Annotated in this window: 5 protein-coding genes and 1 pseudogene; 3 read left to right on the top strand and 3 right to left on the bottom strand. The window is 47.0% G+C overall.

What is annotated here, in order from left to right; genetic code table 11:
* Positions 1-239: 239 nt before the first annotated feature.
* Positions 240-425, bottom strand: a complete 186-nt coding sequence (locus tag JGK22_RS23765) for a hypothetical protein (RefSeq protein ID WP_293209134.1) — start codon at positions 423-425, stop codon at positions 240-242.
* 940 nt (positions 426-1,365) lie between these two features.
* Between JGK22_RS23765 and JGK22_RS23770 the strand changes: the two genes are divergently transcribed.
* On the top strand, positions 1,366-2,388 hold the full coding sequence (locus tag JGK22_RS23770; protein WP_293313887.1) for a hypothetical protein: 1,023 nt from the start codon (positions 1,366-1,368) through the stop codon (positions 2,386-2,388).
* Here the strand turns inward: JGK22_RS23770 and JGK22_RS23775 are convergent.
* Positions 2,342-2,719 (bottom strand): hypothetical protein, encoded by a 378-nt coding sequence (locus tag JGK22_RS23775; protein ID WP_293313890.1) that lies wholly within the window; start codon positions 2,717-2,719, stop codon positions 2,342-2,344. The genes JGK22_RS23770 and JGK22_RS23775 overlap by 47 nt on opposite strands.
* 85 nt (positions 2,720-2,804) lie before the next feature.
* Between JGK22_RS23775 and JGK22_RS23780 the strand changes: the two are divergent.
* Positions 2,805-3,878: pseudogene (locus JGK22_RS23780) on the top strand (ISKra4 family transposase).
* Here JGK22_RS23780 and JGK22_RS23785 read toward each other — a convergent pair.
* Positions 3,871-4,212 carry a hypothetical protein gene (locus JGK22_RS23785; RefSeq protein ID WP_293207651.1) on the bottom strand — a complete coding sequence of 114 codons (342 nt, stop codon included), beginning with the start codon at positions 4,210-4,212 and terminating at the stop codon, positions 3,871-3,873. The pseudogene JGK22_RS23780 and the gene JGK22_RS23785 sit on opposite strands and share 8 nt — an antisense overlap.
* 115 nt (positions 4,213-4,327) lie before the next feature.
* Between JGK22_RS23785 and JGK22_RS23790 the strand changes: the two genes are divergently transcribed.
* Complete coding sequence (locus JGK22_RS23790; protein ID WP_293313893.1) at positions 4,328-23,914, top strand: putative Ig domain-containing protein; 19,587 nt, start codon at positions 4,328-4,330, stop codon at positions 23,912-23,914.

Below are 23,914 nucleotides of genomic sequence, written 5' to 3' on the forward strand. Positions count from 1 at the left end.
ACAAAAATTTACTAAAACTTACGCCTCGCCGTCCAGAAACCGAGTTTTCTACGACAATACTAGGTTCCAGAATGATAATCGCTGTCGGTGGGAGAGTCCGCCGTCGGCGGACTCTCCCACCCCTACCCCTTGTTTGATTATCATTATTATTCAATTATATTTCTACACATTGCGGGTATTGACAAAATCTACTCTCTTCTAACTTGTTACCAATGCAGGTTGACCGAGTGCGATCGCTTTTACAGCCCAGGACGATCGCCCCGAATGCAATGTAGCAAAGTAAGAGCACGCGCTCGCTTGTTGTAAGTATTTTCTCGGTATGTATAAATTAATTTCATAAAGTCTTGCCTAATTCTCAGATAATTCTCAATAAATCTCCGGTACAGTCCGTTCCAAGCAGCAGAAATGACCGTGAAATCAACCATGACTAACTCTCAATTAAGCACTTCAAAATTCAGTAATTTCTCGAATAGACTGGCGACCAACCCAAGCTGATAATATTGACAGTTAGCAACAGTTCGATGGCGCGACAAGCACGACTAGCTAAACACTTCATTTATGGGTTGAAGTCGGGATTTATTCGGTGTAACTTTCAGTCTAACAAACTCAAAATAAAGGGTGCAACAATGACTTTTTCCAAGCCATTTGAATTGCTTTTTCCAAAAACAAGCAAATTACCAGACCCCACAAAACTGTCAGCCTATACAGCATCTGGCAGTTAAGAGTCAAGCAGATTTTACAATTTTACAAGACTTACACATTCTAGTCTATAAGTCGATTGCTTGTGCTGCACTCGATCGCCATAGGTAGCGTGTAAAACCACTTTTGTGCCCAGGACTGTTTTACGAAATCTAGCAACTCGAAACAACAGATACAGGCATTCAGGACAATTAATGTTTGACAGCAGTCGGTAAACGGTCGGAATCGAGAGCTCGACAAATTGAGGCTGTTACAGACCGATACATCAGCAGAAATGGAACACAAATCCATGCTTTAAGTGCTTGTAATGCACCTTATTGCTATGGATATTGTGTCCTACCAAATTTCTGTGAAGCTGCATAGAATAGATTCTTTGACAGACAACGTTTCAAGTTCCCATTCTATACACCAACCTACAGAATTGGTATCAAACCACTTACTGTTGCATCCGTCCGGGACTGCATTAGCAGGAATGGAGTACAAACCCCATGCTTTTTGTATGCTTTGGGTAGTTGTGCTGCACCTTATTGCTATAGGTATTGTGTCAAGCCAATTGGCACATAAATCCCAAGATAGAACAGTAAAGAACCATCAAAAACAGCCCGCTTGCAGTTGACCCAAACAGCAAGCAACAGCTATGCAAGCATTTAAGAAGGAGTGCGAAGAATGCCTTTACCAAACCCGATTGGAGAACCCTTAGAAGAACAGGAATCCTTTATTCCAGGAATCGCCCCGAAGGTGCCATCAATTTTGCCTGGGATTCCAACTAACAAACCTTTATTATATCAAACAGACGACCCTCTGGCTCGTTCGGAACAACTTAATTTAATAGAAATTGCAAGTCAGCCCAAAGATGAGTTCAGTCGAGCAGAGGCTGATGCTTTTATTGTTAACAAAACCTCTGATACTAAAAGCATACCTTCTGCTAACAGCAGTAGCACTGCGACCAAAACTAACAGTCCCCTCAAGGATGCAACAAATTCTGAAGTTGACCCCCTAATTGGTAAACTCGACTCAGACTTAGGAGACCCCCTAACCAACCCGAATCGAATTGCTTCAAATAACTCGACTGATGATTTGAGTAAATCTGCGAATAACGCACCTGCAATTAACTCATCAATCAGTAGCAAAGAACCAAATAAAACCGCGACAGCTACAATAGCTACTTCCGATAAAGCACCGGAAAATCAAACACAATTATCCCCAACCGCATCCACAAAACCAGAAACTGAAAAAAACTCAACATTACCCGTTGTAACTGCATCCACAACGAGCGAAAAAGCTTTGGGCAAAACACCCTTAGCCGCCACTACTGAAACGAGTGCAAAACCCGAAGATAATAAAGCACATTTATCGTCAGTAACCACCCTTAAAAGTGAGTCGGAATCAAATAAATTATCACCTGTAACTGTATCAACAAGTGATAAATCAGAACCCAACAAAACAGCACCAGCGACTGCATCAGCAACTGATAAATCAGAAACCAACAAAACCTTACCTGCTACCGCAGCAACAACGGATAATTTAGAGTCAAATAAAACAGCACCTGCTACTGTAACCACTGATAAACCAGAAACCAACAAAACAGCACCTGCTACTGGATCAGCGACTGATAAATCAGAAACCAACAAAACAGCACCTGCTACCGTAGCAACAACTGATAATTTAGAGTCAAATAAAATAATTTAGAGTCAAATAAAACAGCACCTGCTACTGTAACTACTGATAAATCAGAACCTAACAAAACAGAACCTGCGGCTGCATCAATAACTGGTAAATCAGAAACCAACAAAACAGCACCTGCAACTACATCAGCAACGGATAATTTAGAGTCAAATAAAACAGAACCTGCGGCTGCATCAATAACTGATAAATCAGAACCTAACAAAACAGAACCTGCGACTGCATCAACAACTGATAAACCAGAAACCAACAAAACATTACCTGCTACCGCAGCAACAACCGACAAGTCAGAACCTAACAAAACAGCACCTGCAACGGGAGCATCCCACTTTTGCAATCAGTATAAATACTCAGACAATTGTCTGTCTGACTAAGTTGATGGCATAATAGAAAGCAAATAAATTACCATAATCCAAGTTAGTATGACCCCAGAAGAACAGCAGAAGATCAAAATAAATCTCCAAGAAATAGCAGAGATCCTTTATAAAAATACCTCAGTAAACAATCTACAAAGCTTTGAATCCGTAGAACTGAGTGTGAGGGAACATTTAATTGAGACAGTAGCACCAGAAATCAGCGGTTTTTTTTTAACTCGGCGGGGGGAAAAGGTTCGGGGAGAAGAAGAACCATAAAAAGCTGCGCGCGTAGAAATTACTCTATCGAGCAAGCAAGCTCAAAAGCTGGGAGTAAAGAAGGGAAGTCGTTTGAGTCCTAATTTGGAAAAATGTTGTTTATTATTAGTGGGAAATGAATCATTTGCCAATGCTGAGAAAGACTTAAAAATGTTAACAGGAATTTATGTGCCTCACAGTACACAACATCGGCTATTAGAGCGTTATGAATTCCCTGAACCTGAAGCTACCGAGCAAGTAAAAGCATTGAGTATAGACGGAGGAAACGTCAGGCTGAGAACTGCCTTAGGAAAGGAAAGTGTTTGGAGGAATTATAAGGCGATTCAGATACATGGTCAACTAGGGGCAGCTTTTTTCCAAAATAATGCAGATTTAGTGGCATGGGTAAATAGCCAACTCAAGAGTGAAGCAATAACTTGTTTGGGAGATGGCCATGATGGAGTGTGGAATTTATTTAATCAAATTGGGACGAGAGAGCAAAGAAGAGAGGTACTAGATTGGTATCATTTGATCGAAAATTTACATAAAGTAGGAGGTTCGCTCAAACGACTGAGGAGAGTGCAGGACAAACTGTGGCAAGGGTCAACAGTATCCGCTCTAGCCGAATTTGTAGGGGTTACGAGTAAAGAAAGTGAAAAATTCCAGAAATATCTGCGAAAACATCAGTCAAGAATTCCAGATTACCAGAATTATCAAGCTCAGGGTATTGACATTGGTTCGGGAGCTGTAGAGTCTTTAATTAAACAGATAGGAACCAGAATTAAAATTGTAGGTGCACAGTGGAACGAAAAAAATGTGCCTCAAATTTTAAGACTGAGATGTGCGTATTTAAATAATGACATCAAGCTAGGTGTTTCTACTTAGTCAAAAAGTGGGATGCTCCCCCTGCAACTGCATCAACAACTGATAAATCAGAACCTAACAAAACAGAACCTGCGGCTGCATCAATAACTGGTAAATCAGAAACCAACAAAACATTACCTGTTACCGCAGCTACAACGGATAATTTAGAGTCAAATAAAACAGCACCTGCTACTGTAACCACCGACAAATCAGAACCTAATAAAACAGAACCTGCGACTGCATCAGCGACTGATAAATCAGAATCAAATAAAACCTTACTTGCCCAAAACTCTACAGCCAGTAATCTAGATACCACTAATTTAGAAGCGAATAAAACCTCAACTCCAGCAACCAAAATCAACTTTGACTCCAACGCATTCCTAGTTGATGAAAAAGGAATAGTCGGGATAGAATTCACATCAGATGGAGGTTGGTATACCGGGCAGCTAGCCATCGTCAGCCTACTCGGAATGGAGAAATTCGTTCCAGGTTCCTTAGCATTTATCAAAGAAGCAGCCAGCAGAGCTTTAAGCAACTCGACATTAGGTTACATCGCAATTTCTGACGATTTAGAAGGAGCATATTACACCGCTCCTAACAACCCAGAAAACATCAATTCAGGACAATATCTTGGCACAAAAACATTTGCCATGACGCCTGGGGACAAATTCTTTTTCATGCTAGTACCCAACGGAAGAGTACAGCAAGTATACGACAATCCAGCAATCGGTGGCGACAAACAACCTCTATTTTCAATAGCTACAGACAATCCCAGCGACGGCTTCAGTATCGGTCAAATTGCCGACATTACGGGCGAAGGCAAACTCTTTGTCATGGAAGACATGGGGCTGATTCAAGGAAGCGATCGCGATTACGATGATATCACATTTAGAGTCACGGGCGCTACATCTAAAATCATTCCCCTCAACCAATTAGTTGACTCCAAATCGGCATCAGTTCACGATTTGTTGGTTCAGAAATTGAAGGGTGAATCGGATAAATCAGCAACCAAATCTACAGCAGAATCAACTGCTACTAATTCTGGCGAGAAATCACCGGAAAAAACACCATTAACAACTGCCGATATTGACAAACAAAAACCTCAAATAACAGCAACAACAAAAATTACTGATTCAAACAGTCAAAAACCTGAAACGAAAACAGAAAACATCGGCAATCTAGATAGTCAAAAACTTGAGGAAACGAAAACAGAGGCCGTCGCTAACCCAGACAGTCAAAACCCTGAAATAAAAACAGAAACTGTTACCAATTCAGACAGTCAAAAACTTCAACCGAACACAGAAACTGTTGCCAATTCAGACAGTCAAAACCCTGAAACAAAAACAGAAACTGTTGCTAGCCGAGATTCCAAAGAATTACCAACAACAACAGCAACAACAGTTACCGATTCAGAGAGTCAAACACTTCAACCATCAGCAACAAAAATCTCAAACTCAGACAGCAAGGAATTGCCACCAACAGAAATACTAACTGTCAGCAAATCTACAAATCAAGAATCGTCAGCAACAGCAATATCAGCAGTTGGTAAGCCCGATAATCAAGAATCGTCAGTAACAGCAACATCAGCAGTTAGTAAGCCCGATAATCAAGAATCGTCAGCAACAGCAACATCAGCAGTTGGTAAACCCGATAATCAAGAATCACAAACAACCGCAACATCAGCAGTTGGTAAATCCGATAATCAAGAATCACAAACAACAGCAACATCAGCAGTTGGTAAATCCGATAATCAAGAATCACAAACAACATCAGCAGTTAGTAAATCCGATAATCAAGAATCGTCAGCAACAGCAGCAGTTAGTAAACCCGATAATCAAGAATCACAAACAACCGCAACATCAGCAGTTGGTAAATCCGATAATCAAGAATCACAAACAACCGCAACAGTTAATAAATTAGATAACAAAGAAACGTTACCAACAGAAAAACTAGCTGTTGACAAATTAGATAACAAAGAAACGTCACCAACAGAAAAACTAGCTGCCGATAAATCAGATAGCAAAGAACAGTTACCAACAGAAAAACTAGCTGTTGATAAATCAAACAACAAAGAAACGTTACCAACAGAAAAACTAGCTGTTGACAAATCAAATAACAAAGAAACGTTACCAACAGAAAAACTAGCTGCCGATAAATCAGATAGCAAAGAACAGTTACCAACAGAAAAACTAGCTGTTGATAAATCAGACAACAAAGAAACACCACAAACAGCAACAGTTAATAAATCAGATAACAAAGAAATATTACCAATAGAAACGCCGATTACTGGCCAGTCCCCAACTAAAGAATCACCACAAACAAAACAAACAACCCCCAACCAAAATACACCTAGCGCTAGCGTTAATGAACTTAATTTAGAAATTAAACCACCAGCATCAACAGAACCTATTGTCAGCCAACCAGCAGTTGCTGAATTAATAAAAACTGAAACAATCGGAACTAATGGCATTTCTCAATTACCCGTATCATCAGATGATGCAATCAATGATACTGCTGCTTCATCAACCGCATCAACTCAGGCAATTTCCATACCCGCCGCGCCGCAATCTCCTGCAAAAACTGATTTGCTTATCGATAAGAATACCGACAAATTACCAACAAAAATAGATAATAGCGTTGAAAAATCTGCTGGATTTTTAGATATTGCAGACAATCAACCTAATGCTACACAGCGAATCGGCGACCTCCAAAACAATACTAATGTCCCAACAAACCTCTCAATTGCAGCAACAGCCAGCTCGCTTAATCCAGGCACTTTTGTTGTAGAAAGTGCCAGCGGACAAGTCAAAATTGACTATCAGTTTGACGGTGGCTACTATGAAGGCGAACTTGGCATTTTCAGCCTGACAGGAATGGAATTGCTGACACCCGGTAGCCCAGAATTCATCGCCGAAGCAGCCAGGAGAGTTCTCACTAATTCCACCGAAGGACATATCGTCATCCACGACAGTACGGAAGGGGCAAAATTCACCGGTGCGATGCCGGGAGAAGGCAATTTTGGTGCAGGAGAATATCAGGGCATCAAAACCTTCAACATGACACCAGGAGATACCTTTGCTGTCATGTTCGTACCCAGCGGCACGGTACAGTCATCGCTGCAATTCTCGTGGTTGTGGGATTTATTTCCCGAACTCCGTCCCTTGTTCAGTGTTGCTGGAGCCAATCCCAACAATACATCATACGTGCTGCCGATCGCCGATGCAACCGGAACTGGGAACACCTTCGCCCTCGAAGATACCTCATCAGTCAACTCGGACGGCGACTATAACGATATTATATTTACGGTACTCGGAGCGACGGGGAACGCACCGCCCCTAGACCAATTAATCAACCCGAATAAGGAATGGCGGACTACACCGCTGGGGCAGCAAATTATCGAATATGCTAACGGTTTGGTGTCGCCGACAGAGCCAAATGAAAATACGATTTGGTTGGAGGAAGGAACGGCATTTGCTAACACTTTTTTGCGCGACTTACCCATTCCGACAATTCCTTCAACTCTCGATATTGGCATTGCCGGCCTCAATTTCGATATTTCGGATACCGACCCCAAATCGATTAACGACGCCCTGGAAATATCGCTGGTGGACAAGGCGACGGGCAAGTCGCTAACGGGTACCATTGCTGCTAGCAAAAACGCTCTATTTAACATTACCGAAGGTCGGTCAGCCCAACTGGCACCGGGCGTGACTTTCAACGGTTCCAAAATTAGCATAGATTTGTCGCAAATCGCACCAGGAACGACCGCTACCCTGCAAGTGAGGCTGGTCAACAACGATAGCGATACAGCAACCAAAGTCGGCATCACCTCGATTGTCGTCCAACCGGGTGCGACACCGCCACCAATCCCGACAACGCCCTCCGCAATCTTTCCCAACAGCAGCCCGATCGATTTTGCGGCAATAAAGGACGTTTCCGGCAGCGTGGAAACTCTATACGGGCAGACATCTTTCAACTCTACAACCAAAGTTCTGCACGCCGATTTAGCGTTAAAAAATACTGGCTCTTCGCCTCTGCGCGATAGGTTGTTGGTGGGGGTAACTAACATTAGCGACCCGAGAGTCAAACTGTTGGATGCGGCGGGAATTGCGCCGGATGGAACTGTTTATTACGATTTTACCCCGCTGGTAGGAGACGGTTTGTTAGCAGCGGGAGAAACGACGCTGCCGGGCACTTTAAAATTTCACAATCCTGATGGAGTTCGGTTCAGTTACGATTTAGTATTTTTGAGCGAATTAAATCAACCGCCGAAGTTTTCGGGAACTCCAGATACAGAAGTAGTAATCGGGAAAGCTTACGTTTATTCAGCAACGGCAGTTGACCCGGAAGGGGATGCAATTACCTATTCCCTGTTAGAAAAACCTCAGGGGATGGAGATAGATAGCCAAACCGGAGTTGTTACTTGGCCGACGGCGGCGGGAGATATTGGCAATCACGCGGTGACGGTGCGGGCAGATGATGGGAAGGGAGGGATTACTAAACTGACTTACACTTTGTCAGCAGTCACCCAGCCGCCGAACCGGCCGCCGATTTTTACCTCGACACCAGTTGTCGATGCTTGGATAGATAAACCATACCGCTACGACTCGGAAGCCACCGACCCCGACAGCAATCCAGTCGGCTACAGCCTGATTCGCGGGCCGGAGGGCATGACGGTTAACCCCAATACGGGACTGGTAGAATGGACGCCGCCGGCCGTTCTCATGCTGGGAGATACGGTACTGGGTAAAATCAGCCTGCCGGGGGAAACCGACGAATTCACCTTCAGCGGCACGGCTCTACAGCGGATTTACATAGACCCGCTGCAATACAGCGGTGCTGCTGGAAATTGGAAATTCGATATTATCAGTCCCAGTGGCGAGACTGTATCGACCGGGAACTTAGACAGCAACAAAATCCTCAACCTGACAGAAACCGGCAATTACCGCATCATAACGTCAACAAACGGTGACGCCACCGGCAGCTACGGTTTCAGCGTTATCGACCTCAGTTTAGTACCTGCCGTCCGCTTCGATACCACCATCAAAGGCACTCTGAGTCCGGGTTCGGAGGACGACCTCTTCCGCTTTACCGGCACCAAGGGTCAAAAGCTCTTCTTCGACAACAAAACCAACAGTGGCGGCTTCGACTGGGTACTCTACTCGGCCGACAACAAACCAGTCCTGTCTCCCGGTTCGGGAGCGGACATGGAACGGTACTTGCCTGCTGACGGCGAGTACGTACTCGCGTTGCGGGGCAACTCCAGCTTTACCAGCACTGTCGATTACTCGTTTGAAATTATCACGCCCGACGACATCACCGCACCCATCGTCCCCGGTAGCAACGCCTCACCCAACAGCATTTACGGGGAACTCAAAGAAAAAGGCGAAACAGATTACTACACCTTTACCGGAGAAGTCGGACAGCGCATTTACTTCGATCGGCTGTTCCAGAATACCACCGACGCTTGGTCGCACACCGCCAAAATTATCAGCCCTAGCGGTACTGAGGTACTGAATCGCTATTTCGCGTATGGCGACGACCCAGACCCCATTACTTTAAAACAGAGCGGTACTTACCGCATAGAAATTGACGCGACCGGAGAAAACACCGGTACCTACAGCTTTAGCATTCTTGACCTAAGCTCTTCAACGCCCGTTACCCCAGATACCAACGTCAGCGACACTCTTACCCCCGGCCAGGAAACGCATTTATACAAGTTTGCAGGTCTTAAAAACCAACGCCTTTATTTCGATACACCAGGGGGAACTGCAAATACAAACTGGACTCTCTACGATTCCGGAAATAACGTGGTTCCCGGCGGTAACCCTTCCCAGAACACCGACATGGAAGTAGTGCTGCTAAATACAGGCACTTACACGCTGGCAATTGAGGGCTATAACGGCACAAACCCGGTTAACTACTCGTTCAAAGTAATCACTCCCGACGTGAATTCCGGGACGCTGGCATTTAATACTGCTGTTTCGGGTTCTATTAGCGAAAAAGGCGAACAGGACGTTTACACCTTTACTGGTACTAAAGGACAGCGGGTATTCCTCGATACGCTAATGGAAACGCCCAACAACCTAGCCACTTTAGTTAGCCCCAGCGGCACAAAAGTCATCAATAGCTCTCCGATGTACGCCGACTACTATTGGCGGAATCCCGTCATATTGCCGGAATCCGGGACGTACTCGCTGACTGTAGACGGCTCGGGAGAATCGACCGACAGCTATAGCTTCCGCCTCCTTGATGTCAGCGCCGCGCCAGTCTTGCAAAAAGACGCCCCCAGTCCCACATCCGGCACGCTGAATCCTGGGTCGATACAGTTCCATCAATTTACAGGATCTCTCGGCGATCGCGTTTACTTTGACAGCCAAGAAACCTCCCCCAACACCAACTGGCAGCTTTACAACTCCAACAATGACAAGCTCGCCGAAGTAGCTCTTTCTAGCGACTTTGAACAAGTTTTGCCTGGAGACGGTACCTACTACTTGATGCTGCGGGGTGAAAACAGCACGCCCGTCAGCTACAAAATTCAGCTAGTTACCACAACATCGCCTCCTACTTCGCTAGCGCTGAATGCCCCTGTTACTAGCAGCATCAGCAAGCTGGGAGAACAAGATGTTTACACTTTTACGGGTACTGTCGGTCAAACGCTGTACTTCGACCCCCGCACCGGCAACAGCAATATCGCTGTTAACATTCAGAGCCCCAGCGGTAAAGTGCTTCTCAACAACGGCAACACCAGCTTAGACGCCCCTCCATTCACCCTCACCGAACCGGGTACTTACAAGCTGACCGTTGACGGCACTACAAATGCTATTGGAGATTACAGCTTTATTCTCAGGGACACCGCTTCGCTCCTGCCGTTGGGAAGCTCGCTAAGCGGCAGCCTGGCGGCAAAAGAAACTGTCCTGTACAAGATTAACGGCACGGCCGGGCAGCAGTTAGCGTTCGTTGGCTCTAGCGCGATTTCTGGTGCTGAGTGGGTGCTGTACGCCCCTCAAAACCTGCTGAACCCTGACTACACCTATTACCCCTATGAATACAACAGAGTCGGCTCGGCAAACCTAAACACTGGTTTCACCTCCACCCTGCCCGCTGACGGCACTTACATCCTAGCGCTGCGAAATACTTCAGCAAATCCGGTTAGCTACAGCAACATCCTTGTCAACAGCACCTTACCGCCAGCAACAACTAACAGCGGGCTGGGAATGCTGTATGGCGGTACGCTGTCGGCACCGGGCGAAGTGGATGAATACTCCTTCACAGCCAAAGCTGGGACGCTAATTTATTTTGACGGTCAAAGCAATGACTCGACAAAGCGGGTCAGCCTTTTAAAACCAAACAGCACTAATGATTTTGTCTTTAGTGGCATCGACAGCCAGAACGACAGCAACAGCGCCTATCAACTAACGCAAACAGGTCCCTACAAGCTGCAAGTTTACGGTTCTCCTGCCACTACCACGGGCAATTACAGCTTTCAACTGGTTGACCTCAAAGCATCGCCAGCGCTCGGCTTGAATACCCCGATAAATGTGTCCTTAAATCCTCGGGAAACTAAAGCATATAAATTCACGGGGGCAGCGGGTCAAAAAGTTTGGTTGGATGGTTTAAATACTAGCGGTACCAACGTCACGGCAAAGTTATTGAATTCAAACGGGCTACAAATTGCTTATACCGGAGATTTATCAGGCGATATTGCCTTGCAGACCTTAGAAGCTGATGGCGAATACTATTTGGTGCTGCAATCAAATAATACATCGCCAACTTCAGCCAACTTCCGGCTGCTTGACAACAATACGGGCGCAACAACTTTAACCAGCTTGGATAATAGAACTGTATCCGGCAATTTCGGTACGAGCAAGCGAGAAACTGTCTTGTACAAGTTTCAAGGTTTGGAAGGACAGCGCCTCTATTTCGATCGAACTGATGGGGATTGGTACAATTACTACCAGCTCTACAGGCCAGACGGTCAGCTAGTTTTCTCTCAATACGGGGTCTACGATGAAGAACGAAAGCTGCCGAGTTCTGGCGAATACCTGTTAGCTTTTATCGGTGGCAACCAACCCAATAACAATTACGGCGTGCGGATCGTCACTCCTACAGACGGTACGTCTTCCCTAACTCTCGGCAATATTGTAAATGGGGAAATTACCAAAGCCGGTCAGCAAAATACTTATACTTTTCCCGCTTCGGAAGGCCAGCGCTTGTGGTTCGACAGCCTTGCTGCTGCGAGCAATATTAACGGTACTTTATACAGTCCCACAGATACTGTAATCTGGAGCAGTCAAAGTTTGGGAAGCGATCTCGAACCCGCTACTCTTACTACTCTTAAAGAAACGGGTAATTACCGCTTTGTAGTAGATGGTTCCAGTGACGCTACCGGCAACTACAGTTTCCGCATTCTCAATTTAGCGGCTGCCGCACAAACCACCTCTTTAGATACAAATATTTTCGGTAATTTTGGTACGAGCAAGCGCGAAGCTCATGTTTATAAATTCACGGGTGCTGAGGGTCAATACGTCTACTTCGATCGCACTGATGGGGGCTGGTCCAACTACTCGGTCTACAGTCCCGACGGGCAGCGTTTTGTCTATCAGAACTTGATCTATGACGAACCTTACAATACTGCAGAACCGAGAAAGTTGCCGAGTTCTGGCGAGTACACTCTTGTTTTTAACGGAACCGAGCAACTGAATAACAATTATGCCCTGCGGATGGTAACGCCCGATCTCGTCACCCTTCCTCACGCAATTGGAGATACAATAGCAGGTACGATCTCGGAACCGGGAAAACAAGATACCTACACTTTTACAGGCCGTCCCGGTCAGCAGTTGTGGTTGGATACCTTGTTGCCGAACGGCAATGTTACCGCTTATTTGTACTCGCCAACCAGCCCCAATCCAATCGGTACTTACAATCTCGGTGACGATAGCAATGACTCAGCGTTACTGACTTTAACTGAGGCTGGAACTTACACCTTAAAATTAGACGCTTCCTACGACAATACGGGCGCTTACAGTTTCCGCTTCCTCGATTCGACAGCAGCAACCGTTACTTCTTTAGATATTCCTATTACGGGGAACTTCGGCACGAGCAAGCGGGAAGCCGTTGCCTATCGGTTTAACGGCACTCAAGGTCAGTCCCTCTATTTCGATCGCCTCCAGGGAGATGCGTCCAACTACTACTATGTCTACAAACCCGACGGCACGCTACTTTTATCTCAGAACTTAGCTTCTGACTACGAACCAATTTCGCCCGTTACCGAACCGATAAAGCTGCCGAGTTCTGGCCAATACACTCTAATTTTTTCTGGTAAAAATGCCACCAATAACAACTACAACCTGCAAATAGTAACGCCCGATCTCGTTACAACACCTTACAATGTGGGCGATAATGTTAGCGGTACCGTCAGCGAACCTGGGGAACAGGATACCTATGTTTTCTCGGGAACTATCGGTCAAAAATTGTGGTTTGACAGCTTGGGAAATTCGCCGACAAATCTCACAGTAAAATTGGTAGATCCTGATGGAGCAACAGTTTTTGGCGATTGGTATAACGGCTACCAATATGCCAACTCAGATCGAGAACCTGTCGTTCTTAAAAAACAAGGCAATTACAAACTGATTGTAGATAGCTCCGGCGACAAAGCGGGGGATACTTACAATTTCCGCTTGCTCGATTTGGCTGCTGGCGAAACTTTGACTTTAGATTCTCCTATCTCTGGCGACTTTGGTACTAGCAAGCGCGAAGCTAAAACCTACAAGTTTCAAGGTGCAGCAGGCAGCTATGCCTACATCGATATGACTGCCGGAGATCCGTACAATTACTATTACCTTTACGACCCCTACGGCAAGCAACTGACCTATAAAGGCTTGGCTTCTGACGACGAACGAGCTTTGCCCGTTACTGGCGAATATTCGTTAGTTTTATCCGGTCAGGACAGACCTAATAACAATTACGAGTTTAAAGTGGTAAGACCCGAGTTAACAACAGTGCCTTTAACACTCGGTCAAACTGTCAGTCAAAGCATCGGAAAAGCCGGTGAAAAAGATACCTATACTTTTGAAGGAAAGGTCGGACAAAAGCTGTTTTTTGATGGTCTAACTGGGAACAGCAATTTGTCGGCGCAGCTCTACGATCCTTTTGGCAGTGTGGTTGTTGAGCCATCAGGCTACGCAATAACTAACCGCAGTACAAATAGTGACTGGCTGTCACAAACTTTGAATGCCAGCGGGACTTACCGCCTGGTAGTTGATGGCAGCAACAATAACACGGGAAATTACAGCTTTAGATTGAGCGATTTAGCTAAAGCAACTCCTCTAAACTTGGCTGCACTCAATACCGGTACTGCTGAAGCAGGGGAAGTTGATTTGTATCAAATTACCGGCCGCCAAGGTCAAGTATTAAACTTCGATTTAAATGCTGCTGCGTGGAACAACGGAAATTGGGTGCTTTACGGACCTGATAGCAAAGCAATTGCTACCCCCGCTTGGAACTCACCAGATTTTAAGGTGGCGTTACCGACAGCAGGTTTGTACGCCTTGGCCGTTACCGGAAACAGCTCTTCACCCGTCAGCTACAGTTTTAACGCAGCCGACAGCACGCCAGCCTCGACGGTTGCTAGCGGACTCAATTCTACAATTAGCGGTACGCTGGTGGCTGGCGTTACCAACAACCACACATTTACCGCCAATGCTGGCACTCAAATCTTCTTTGACAGCATCAACAACAGCACCACCACCAACAACTGGCAAATCAGGGCAAGGTTGATAGCCCAAGACGGCACCATAGTATTTGACAACCAAGACACCAGCTTGAATACGGAGCCTCTGACGCTCCCGCTTTCAGGGGAATACACCGTGCAAGTATACGGCTATTATCCCTCTTCCAGTGGCAACTACCAGTTCCGCATCGCCGAGTTGCCCAAGAGTCTCAGAGCTCCGTCCGTCAATTACTTGGAAATTGGCGGTGTTGTATCGGAAATGACGAACGGAACGCAGGCCAAAGTTTACACTTTTGAAGGCGTGGAAGGCCTGCGAGTGGCTTTCAACGGCATGGTGGGAACTAATGTCTCTGCAACTTTATACGACCCAACTGGGAAAGCAGTATTTACTAGGGGTAACTTCCAGTACACTGATGTCGAACCGGTCACTTTGACTCAAAATGGTTTGTACCAACTGGCAATCGAAGGTCAGCAACCAACCAACCAAAACTACTCGTTCCAACTCCTAGAACTGTCCTCTGCTACTGCCATGCCCTTTAACTTGCCGGTGGCAGATTCTTTGCCAAACGGACAGCAAAGCAAATTCTACAAATTTTCCGGCACAAAGGGCGATCGCCTGTTCTTCGATTCTCTTGTCGGTAATTTTTCAAATTTCTGGAAACTAATCGGCCCTGACAACAAAGTGGTTCCTGGCGGCAGTAATTGGCTCGGCTACGATTTGGAAGTGGAGCTGCCAGCTACGGGAGAGTACGCTTTGCTAATAGAGGGCTCGACTTCCACCGCTCCGGTCAATTACCAGTTCCGGACCCTGCGCTACGAGAAAACGGCAGCGGATATTGTGACTCCGGGGACGGGAGAAACGGGCAGCAACGCGGGCGGTTCGACCGGTTTGTATCCCGTGAAGCTGGAAGCATCAGACGGTCAAGGCGGCAAGGACATTCAAGAATACAACATTCGGGTGTGGCCGGACCCGACTAACAGCAACCCGGTTATCGTCAGCGAACCGGTGCAGCGCTTCGGGCTCGACGATAAAATTTACCGCTATCAATTAGTGGCGGTTGACCCCGACGGCGACCGACTCAAATACCGCTTGGTTGACGGCCCGCTGGGGGCATTGATAAATGGCGATAGCGGAGAGTTGCTGTGGTTCCCGGAAAATATTTTGCCTGGGAGCAAGGCTGACTTTACCGTCGAAGTGGCAGACCCGCGCGGCGGTAAAGGCTTGCAAACTTTTACCGTGGATGCTTACGGTGCCTTGGGTAAAATTCAGGGAGCGGTATTTGATGACTTAAACGGCAACCGTTTCCGAGATTCTAAATTAGTTAAGGGTAACAATCCGGCTATTATAGTGGCGATCGACGTTTCTGGCAGTACCGCTGCCCCGTTTGCCGGCCCGACCTCCGTGGATAACGTCCTCAAAGCTCAAGTCGCCGCTACGCTGACTCTCATCGATACCCTCATAGCTCAAGGTTTGGGCGATCGAGTTAATATCGGGCTGATTCCTCATCAAAACAGCGCTCTCATTCAAGATATGGACCCCGCAACCCCGGGAGTTCAGTTCTACACGACCCCGCTGGCGGATAAAAACAACAACGGCATCTTCGACATTCGGGAAATTCTGGCAAGTAGCACTTATACCACCCCCAACGGTCATAACGATTTTACCCATGCCGTAGAAGCGATCGACCAGTTAGTTCCTTTGATGCCGGGAGATAAGAATGTTATCTTCATGTCCGACGGCTACGGTGCTCTGGATGCCACTGTTGCAGCGAACGTGAGGGCCGACCTCCAGTCCCAGGGCATCGGTCTAACAGCCTTCGGTATCGGCCAATATTCGACTCTGGATACCCTCAAAAAAATCGATCCAGATGCCGTAATTTTGAGCGATATCGACCAGTTAAGCGGTGTTTTTGGCGGTTTTGACCCCCGCTACACTCTGGAGCCGTTAAAGGAAAACGTGCCGGTTTATCTAGACCTCAACAACAACGGCACGCTCGACCCCAACGAACCGAAACAGTTGACCGCGCAAAACAATTCTGAAGGTTTGGGCGCTACCAACTATCAGTTTGCCTTCGACAACCTGGAGCCCGGTACTTACAGGGTGCGGGTCGTGCCGCCCTCGGGTTACGCGCAGACTGCCCCCGCCGCTCCCAATTTTGCGGATACCGTTACCGCTGCGGGACAAACTTTCACTCGCTTGTTCGGCGTCCACAAAGCCGAGGAACCGCCCAACTCCGACCCCACTTTCCTGACTCTAGCGCCCCCCTACAGGCTGAGTGCCGGCGAATCCTTAGTTTATAGGGCTTTGGCTTCCGACCCGGATGCTGACGAGGTAAATTATAGTTTGGCGCTCAGTCCCCCAGGGATGAGCGTAGACCCGAAAAACGGCACCGTAGTTTGGACTCCGACGGCAGCCCAGGTTGAAGAATATTATAAAGAGCTGCGGGCGACGCGCGATCGCTTGATTGCTTTCGGTAGAGGAGATTCCGCACCAACCGTTGTGAAGTTCAACGTCGCTTTGCGGGCGAATGACGGCAAGGGCGGTCAGGCTTTGCAGTATGTTGAGGTGGAACTGGTGCCGCCCAACAACCCTCCAGTCTTTACTTCCACCGCACCCTCCAACCTGCTTCCTCAAACAGGTAAGCGGTTCGAGTATCGGGCGGTAGCGGCCGATGCCGACGGCGACAGCATTACTTATTCCCTGCAAGCGGGTTCCCCGGCAGGAGTAACAATCGACCCAGCCACGGGATTGGTAACTTGGACGCCAACAGCAATACAGTTGGGCGCGACTTCTTTCACCGTACTGGCCACCGACAGCAAGAGTTCGCCGGTCAAACTGGAAGTGCCACTGCGGGTAATCGAACCGATTCCCAACCGCCCGCCCGACATTACCTCCACTCCCCGTACTTCAGCCCGTACCGGCAGCAGTTATTTCTACCAACTGGCCGCAACCGACCCCGACGGGAACCCTACCAGCTTTACTCTGGTTTCTTACCCCGTGGGGATGACTCTCACAAACTCCGGCGCCATCGCTTGGATTCCTACGGCAGCGCAAACCGGCCCGCAGGCAGTGTCGGTATCGGTTAGCGACGGACAAGGCGGCACCGACACTCAATCCTGGACTGTGGGCGTGTCGAATTCCACTGCCAACCGCCCGCCCGCCATTACTTCGGTACCGGATGCGGTCACTAATTTAGAAAAAGTTTACCGCTACCAACCCGCCGCCAACGACCCCGACGGCGACCCGATATTCTGGAGTCTTGACAGCGCGCCCAAGGGTATGGTAATCGACCCGAAAACTGGCAGCCTCAGTTGGCAGCCAGTGGCCGGACAAGTCGGGGAACACACCGTGGCGGTGCGGGCGACTGACGCCCTCGGTTCCTATACCGGTCAGGAATTCACCTTGAAAGTAACGGGGATTAACACGCCACCTGCCATTGTTTCGATGCCGGTGACGGTTGCCGGGACGAACCAAACTTACAAATATCAGGTATTGGCGACTGACCCGGAAAACGACTCCCTGCGCTACAGCTTGGGAACTAAGCCCGAAGGCATGAAGATTGACGGCCGCACCGGTGCGATTGAATGGACTCCGGGTGCCAATGCTGTCGGTACTTATGAAGTGGAGGTTTTAGCTACCGACGCCCAGGGAGGCGTAGGGAATCAGAAGTTTGCGGTGTCTGTGGGGACGGCTGCTATCAATCAACCTCCGGCTGTGGTTTCGACTCCGGTATTTGCAGCATCTTTGGGGAGTCAGTATACCTATCAAGTAAGGGCTACCGACCCCGACGGTGGCAGTTTGACGTATCAGTTGCTGCAAGCCCCGGCGGGAGTGACTATAAACCCAACTACTGGATTGCTGACTTGGGACAATCCGACTGCGGGCAACCATCAAATCGCAGTCGGCGCTGTTGATGCCGGCGGTTTGGGGGCGGCCCAAGGGTTTACCCTGACTGCCAGGGCTAATTCCGCACCCGTTATTCCTACCGTACCGGCGCAGCAGTCTGTTGCTGGGGGCGCTACTTACCGTTACGATTTGAAGGCTAGGGATGCGGAAGGGGATTTGCTGGCTTACACTTTAGTGCAAGCGCCCACCGGCATGACTGTTGATGAATTCGGTCGCGTTAGTTGGACGCCTGCTGCAAGTGATATCGGTACGGTTAAACCGGTACAAATTGCGATCGCCGATACGTTTGGCAAGACTGTTACTGTTTCCTACAATTTAAGCGTTGTTGCCGATACAATAGCCCCGAAAGTCAATTTAATTGCCAGCAAGAATCCGGCAGATATCGGCGATTCCGTTACGTTTACAGTCAATGCTGTAGATAACGTCAAAGTCGAATCTTTAGGTCTGACTATTAACGGCACTCCGGTTGTTATCGACGCACAAGGCAAAGCAACTGTCAAGTTAAATAATTTAGGAACTGTCACGGCAATTGCCACGGCACTAGATGCGGCTGGAAATGCCGGAACTGCGACTCAAACAGTAGCAGCAATTGACCCCACTGATGTCAATGCTCCAACTCTCACGATCAATTTAGAATCTGATACAGAAATTACGGCACTTGTCAATATAATCGGCACAATTTTTGACAGCAATTTGCAATACTATACGTTGGAAATGGCTCCCGTCGGCAGCAATAATTTTAAGGAAGTTTATCGGGGAACTGCTAATGTTACTAACGGCACGGTTGCTACCTTCGACCCGACTGTTTTAGCTAACGGCGCTTACGTTCTGAAATTCACTGCATTCGATGCTAAGGGTAACGGTTCTACTACTGAAAGAACCGTGAATGTTGCGGGTGATTTGAAGTTGGGTAATTTCCGGTTATCCTTTACTGATTTATCTGTTCCTGTTGCTGGAATTCCGATTAGCGTGACTCGAACTTACGATTCTTTGAATGCTAATGCCACAGATGATTTCGGCTACGGCTGGCGGATGGAGTTCCGGGATACTGATTTGAAGACTTCGCTAAAACCAGACCCGACTTATGAGGAGTTGGGAATCAATACCGTACCGTTTGACAGTAAGACTAAGGTGTTTATTACGTTACCCGGAGGTAAGCGGGAAACCTTTACTTTTAAGCCGACTCCGCACCATTTGAATCAGTATTTGGGGGCGATGGGGCCGGGGGCTGCGATGTACAAACCTGCGTTTGAGTCTCAGAAGGGTTCGACGATGACTTTGACGGTGAAGGATGCGAATTTGGTCAGGAATGAGAACGGGTATTACGGGGTGAACGCACAGCCCTTCAATCCTGAAAATCCTGCCTTTGGTGGTGTTTATATACTGACGACGCAGGAGGGATTGGTTTACGAGATTGATGCGAAGTCTGGGGATTTGCTGACTGCTACTGATAGTAATGGGAATAAGTTGAGTTTTAGCGATGCGGGGATTGTGAGTTCGACTGGTAAGTCGGTGGTTTTTGAGAGGGATGTTCAGGGGAGGATTGTTGGTGTTGTTGACCCGGATGGGAAAAAGGTTAAGTATGAATATGATGCGAAAGGGGATTTGATTGCTGTTAAGGATAGGGAGAATAATCGGACTCAGTTTAAGTATGAAGATGCAGACAGGCCGCACTTTTTAACTGAGGTTATTGACCCCTTGGGAAGGAGTGGGGTGAAGACTGAGTATGATGAGAAAGGTCGGTTGAAACAGATGGTTGATGCGAATGGTTCGGCGGTGGAGTTGATTTACGATCCGAATAATTCGATTCAGAAGGTTAAGGATGTTTTTGGGAAGGAGACTACTTATGTTTATGACAGTCGCGGGAATGTTCTGACTGAGATTGACCCGCTAGGAAAGCGGATTGACAGGACTTTTGATGACAACAATAATGTTTGGACTGAGACTGTGATTACTAGCGAGTTAAATGCTGCTGGGAATTTGGTTGAGGTGAGGTCGAAGACTGAGTGGACTTATGATGCTAAGGGGAATAAGTTAACTGAGAAGGATGCTTTGGGGAATGTTTCTCGGTGGACTTATAACAGTCGGGGACAGGTTTTGACTGAGACTGATGCTTTGGGGAATACTGCGACTTATACCTATTCTCCTAGTGGAAATTTGCTGACAACTAAGGATGCAAAGGGTAATGTTAGTAAGTTCAGTTACGATATGAGGGGAAATCTCCTTACTCTTACCGATGCAGCTAATAAAGTCACTAAGTTTACCTACGATGCTTCGGGAAATGTACTTTCGGTTGAGGATGCTGATAGAAATACAACAACTTTCACTTACGATAACAGTGGCAACCGCAAAACTGAAACTCGCACTGTTACTACTCCTTCGGGGGTGCAAACTTTAGTTAGTAAATCTGATTACGATACTAACGGCAAAGTCAGGTTTGTGACTGATGCTGAGAACAAGGTGACAGAATACAGGTACGATGCTAACGGCAATCAAATTGCTGTCATTGATGCTTTGTTACGCCAAACTGATTACCGCTACGATAGCAAAGGTCAGTCGGTTGAGACAATTTATCCCGACAATACTCTCGGTAATCCTGCAGACAATCCTCGAACGGTTAACATTTATGATAAGGGCGGTCGTTTGCGGGCAACGATTGACCCAGACAAGCACGCAACTCACTACAATTACGATGATGCTGGGCGGTTGATTGAGACTGTTTATGCGGATGCAGTGGATACGCTAGCTCAGTTGATTCAAGCAGTTGCTCCGGGTCAAACTCCTGCTACAATTGATTGGACTCAGGTAATTTATCCCGATATTGCGCCTGCTTTCTTGTCGAATAATCCCAGAAGTAAGACTGAGTATTACAAGAATGGCGATGTGAAAGCGCGGATTGATGAGAGGGGAAATCGAACTGAGTATCGGTATGATAATAACGGTCGGTTGGTAGAGGTTATTTATCCCGACGATACTCCCAGCAATCTGGATAATCCCCGGACTAAGACAGAATACGATGATGCGGGACGGACTGTTGCGAGTATTGATGCTAAAGGACGGGTGACTCGTTACGACTATGATGATTTGGGAAGATTGGTGAAGACTATTTATCCCGATTCTACGCCGGAGAATCTGTCAAATAATCCGACTGCTAAGACTGAATATGATAGTTTGGGACGGCGCATTTCTACTACTGATTCTGCTGGGAAAACTGTCAAGTACGAGTACGATGCTTTGGGTAGGTTGACTGCTGTTGTACAGACTTTGAATCAGTCGGGAACTAATCCAATTAATTTGAGAACTGAGTACGGTTACGATGAAGCGGGGCGGTTGATTTGGCAGAAAGATGCCGAAAGTCAGCAGACTGATTTCGAGTACGATAAAAACGGCCGCCGCGTTGCTGTTGAGTTGCCGCTAACTCAAAGGTCGATTACTACTTACGATGAGGTAGGAAACGTCAAGACTGTAACTGATTTTAACGGCAATACTGTTACCTACGGTTACGATGCTGAAAATCGTTTGACTTCCAAGCAGTTTGCACCCGGTAGTGGCGAAACTCCGGTGACTGTTACTTATACCGCTGGCGGGCAAATTCAGACAGTTTTTGATGCAAGGGGTACGACTACTTTTACTTACGACGAACGCGGCAGGTTGGTTTCGAGAAAAGACCCGGACGGTCCTTATTTGGCTGGCAGCAATGTAACGATTGAGTACGATTACGACGATCCTGGAAATCGCACGGAAGTCAGGACTCCTGCTGGCACGACTAAGTACGAGTACGACGAGCAAAATCGTTTGGAGAAAGTTATCGACCCGGATTTGGCAGAAACGAAGTATTTCTACGATGCTGCTGGGAATTTGTCGAGAACAGAATTGCCTAATGGTGTGGAGGAAGTGAGGACTTACGATGAGTTGAATCGGTTGAAGTTGTTGACTTATCAAAGGAATAATGTAACGCTTCAAAGCTTCGATTATACGTTAGATCCGGTCGGTCATCGCAAGGTCGTTACCGAACAAAACGGGCGGAAGGTTGAGTACGAATATGACGATTTGTATCGGCTGACCCAAGAGACAATTACCGATTCGGTTAATGGCAACCGCACGATTAGTTACAGTTACGATGCGGTGGGGAATCGGTTGAGCAAGACTGATTCTGTTGCTGGGGCGACCACTTATATCTATGACGATAATGACAGGTTGTCGAGGGAGGAATTAAGGCTTCAGGGCGTGCCCCTTGGTAGCGTTGAGTACGGGTACGATGCCAATGGAAATACGAAGACAAGGACTAAGAAGGATGCTGCTGACAATGTTGTTGAAACCGTGACTTACAACTGGAATCAGGAGAATCGTTTGGTTGGGGTAACGGGTCCTAATTTGTCTGTTAGTTATGCTTATGATACTGATGGGGTGAGGGTTAGTAAGACTGTTAATGGGGTGGAGACTGACTATTTGGTTGATAAGAATCGCGATTATGCCCAGGTTTTGTCGGAGAGTGTTAATGGTGTAGTTGCTGCTAGTTATGTTTATGGGTTGGATTTGATTTCTCAGGAAAGGGGGGTTAATGATTCGTATTATTTGGTTGATGGTTTGGGCAGTACGAGGGGGTTGACTGATGGAAATGGTGTTGTTACTGATACTTATACCTATGATGCGTTTGGGAATTTAATTGCATCTGCTGGTAATGTAGAAAATGATTACTTGTTTGCAGGAGAACAGTTTGATGAAGACTTAGGTCAATACTATTTGAGGCAGCGGTATTACAATCCAAGTGTGGGGCGTTTTACTCGTGTTGATAGTTATGAAGGGCGTCGCTCCGATCCGATGTCGCGGCATGATTATCTGTATGCTCATGCTAATCCGGTTAGTTACATCGATCCGAGTGGGTTATCTACGACGATGGGCGAACTTAACTCGGTGATGGCGACTATCGGTGCTCTGTCTGCGATTTCTTGGGTGTCTTGGAGTGTTCCCACAGTTAAGTTGGGAACATCAATTGCGGTGGCTGCTTTTCTGGCTTCCTATGGTATTTATCTGGCGATGAGTACGTCTGGGGATGATAAAGATGAGGATGATGAGGAAGATACTGTGGCTGGTGATCCTGGTCCATACGATCATTTGCCAGATCATCCGACTGTAGCACCAGGTAAAGACTTCACTGCTGCTCAAAAGAAAAAAATTTATGAAGAAAATAAAAAAAGAAATGGTGGTGTATTGAGGGATGACGAAACAGGAGAAATACTCGTTCCACCCCAAAAAAATAAGCCCGGAGTTACTCCTCCATCTAATGAAGCTCAGGTCGATCATCTAATGCCTAAAACACCAGCAGATCCCAGTGTGACACCTGGATCAAACAGTTACCAAAATGCTAGATTAATATCAAGAGCAAGAAATCGAGCCAAGTCAAACAAGCTTCCCTGA

Source organism: Microcoleus sp. PH2017_08_TRC_O_A, assembly GCF_020738665.1.
GTDB lineage: Bacteria > Cyanobacteriota > Cyanobacteriia > Cyanobacteriales > Microcoleaceae > Microcoleus.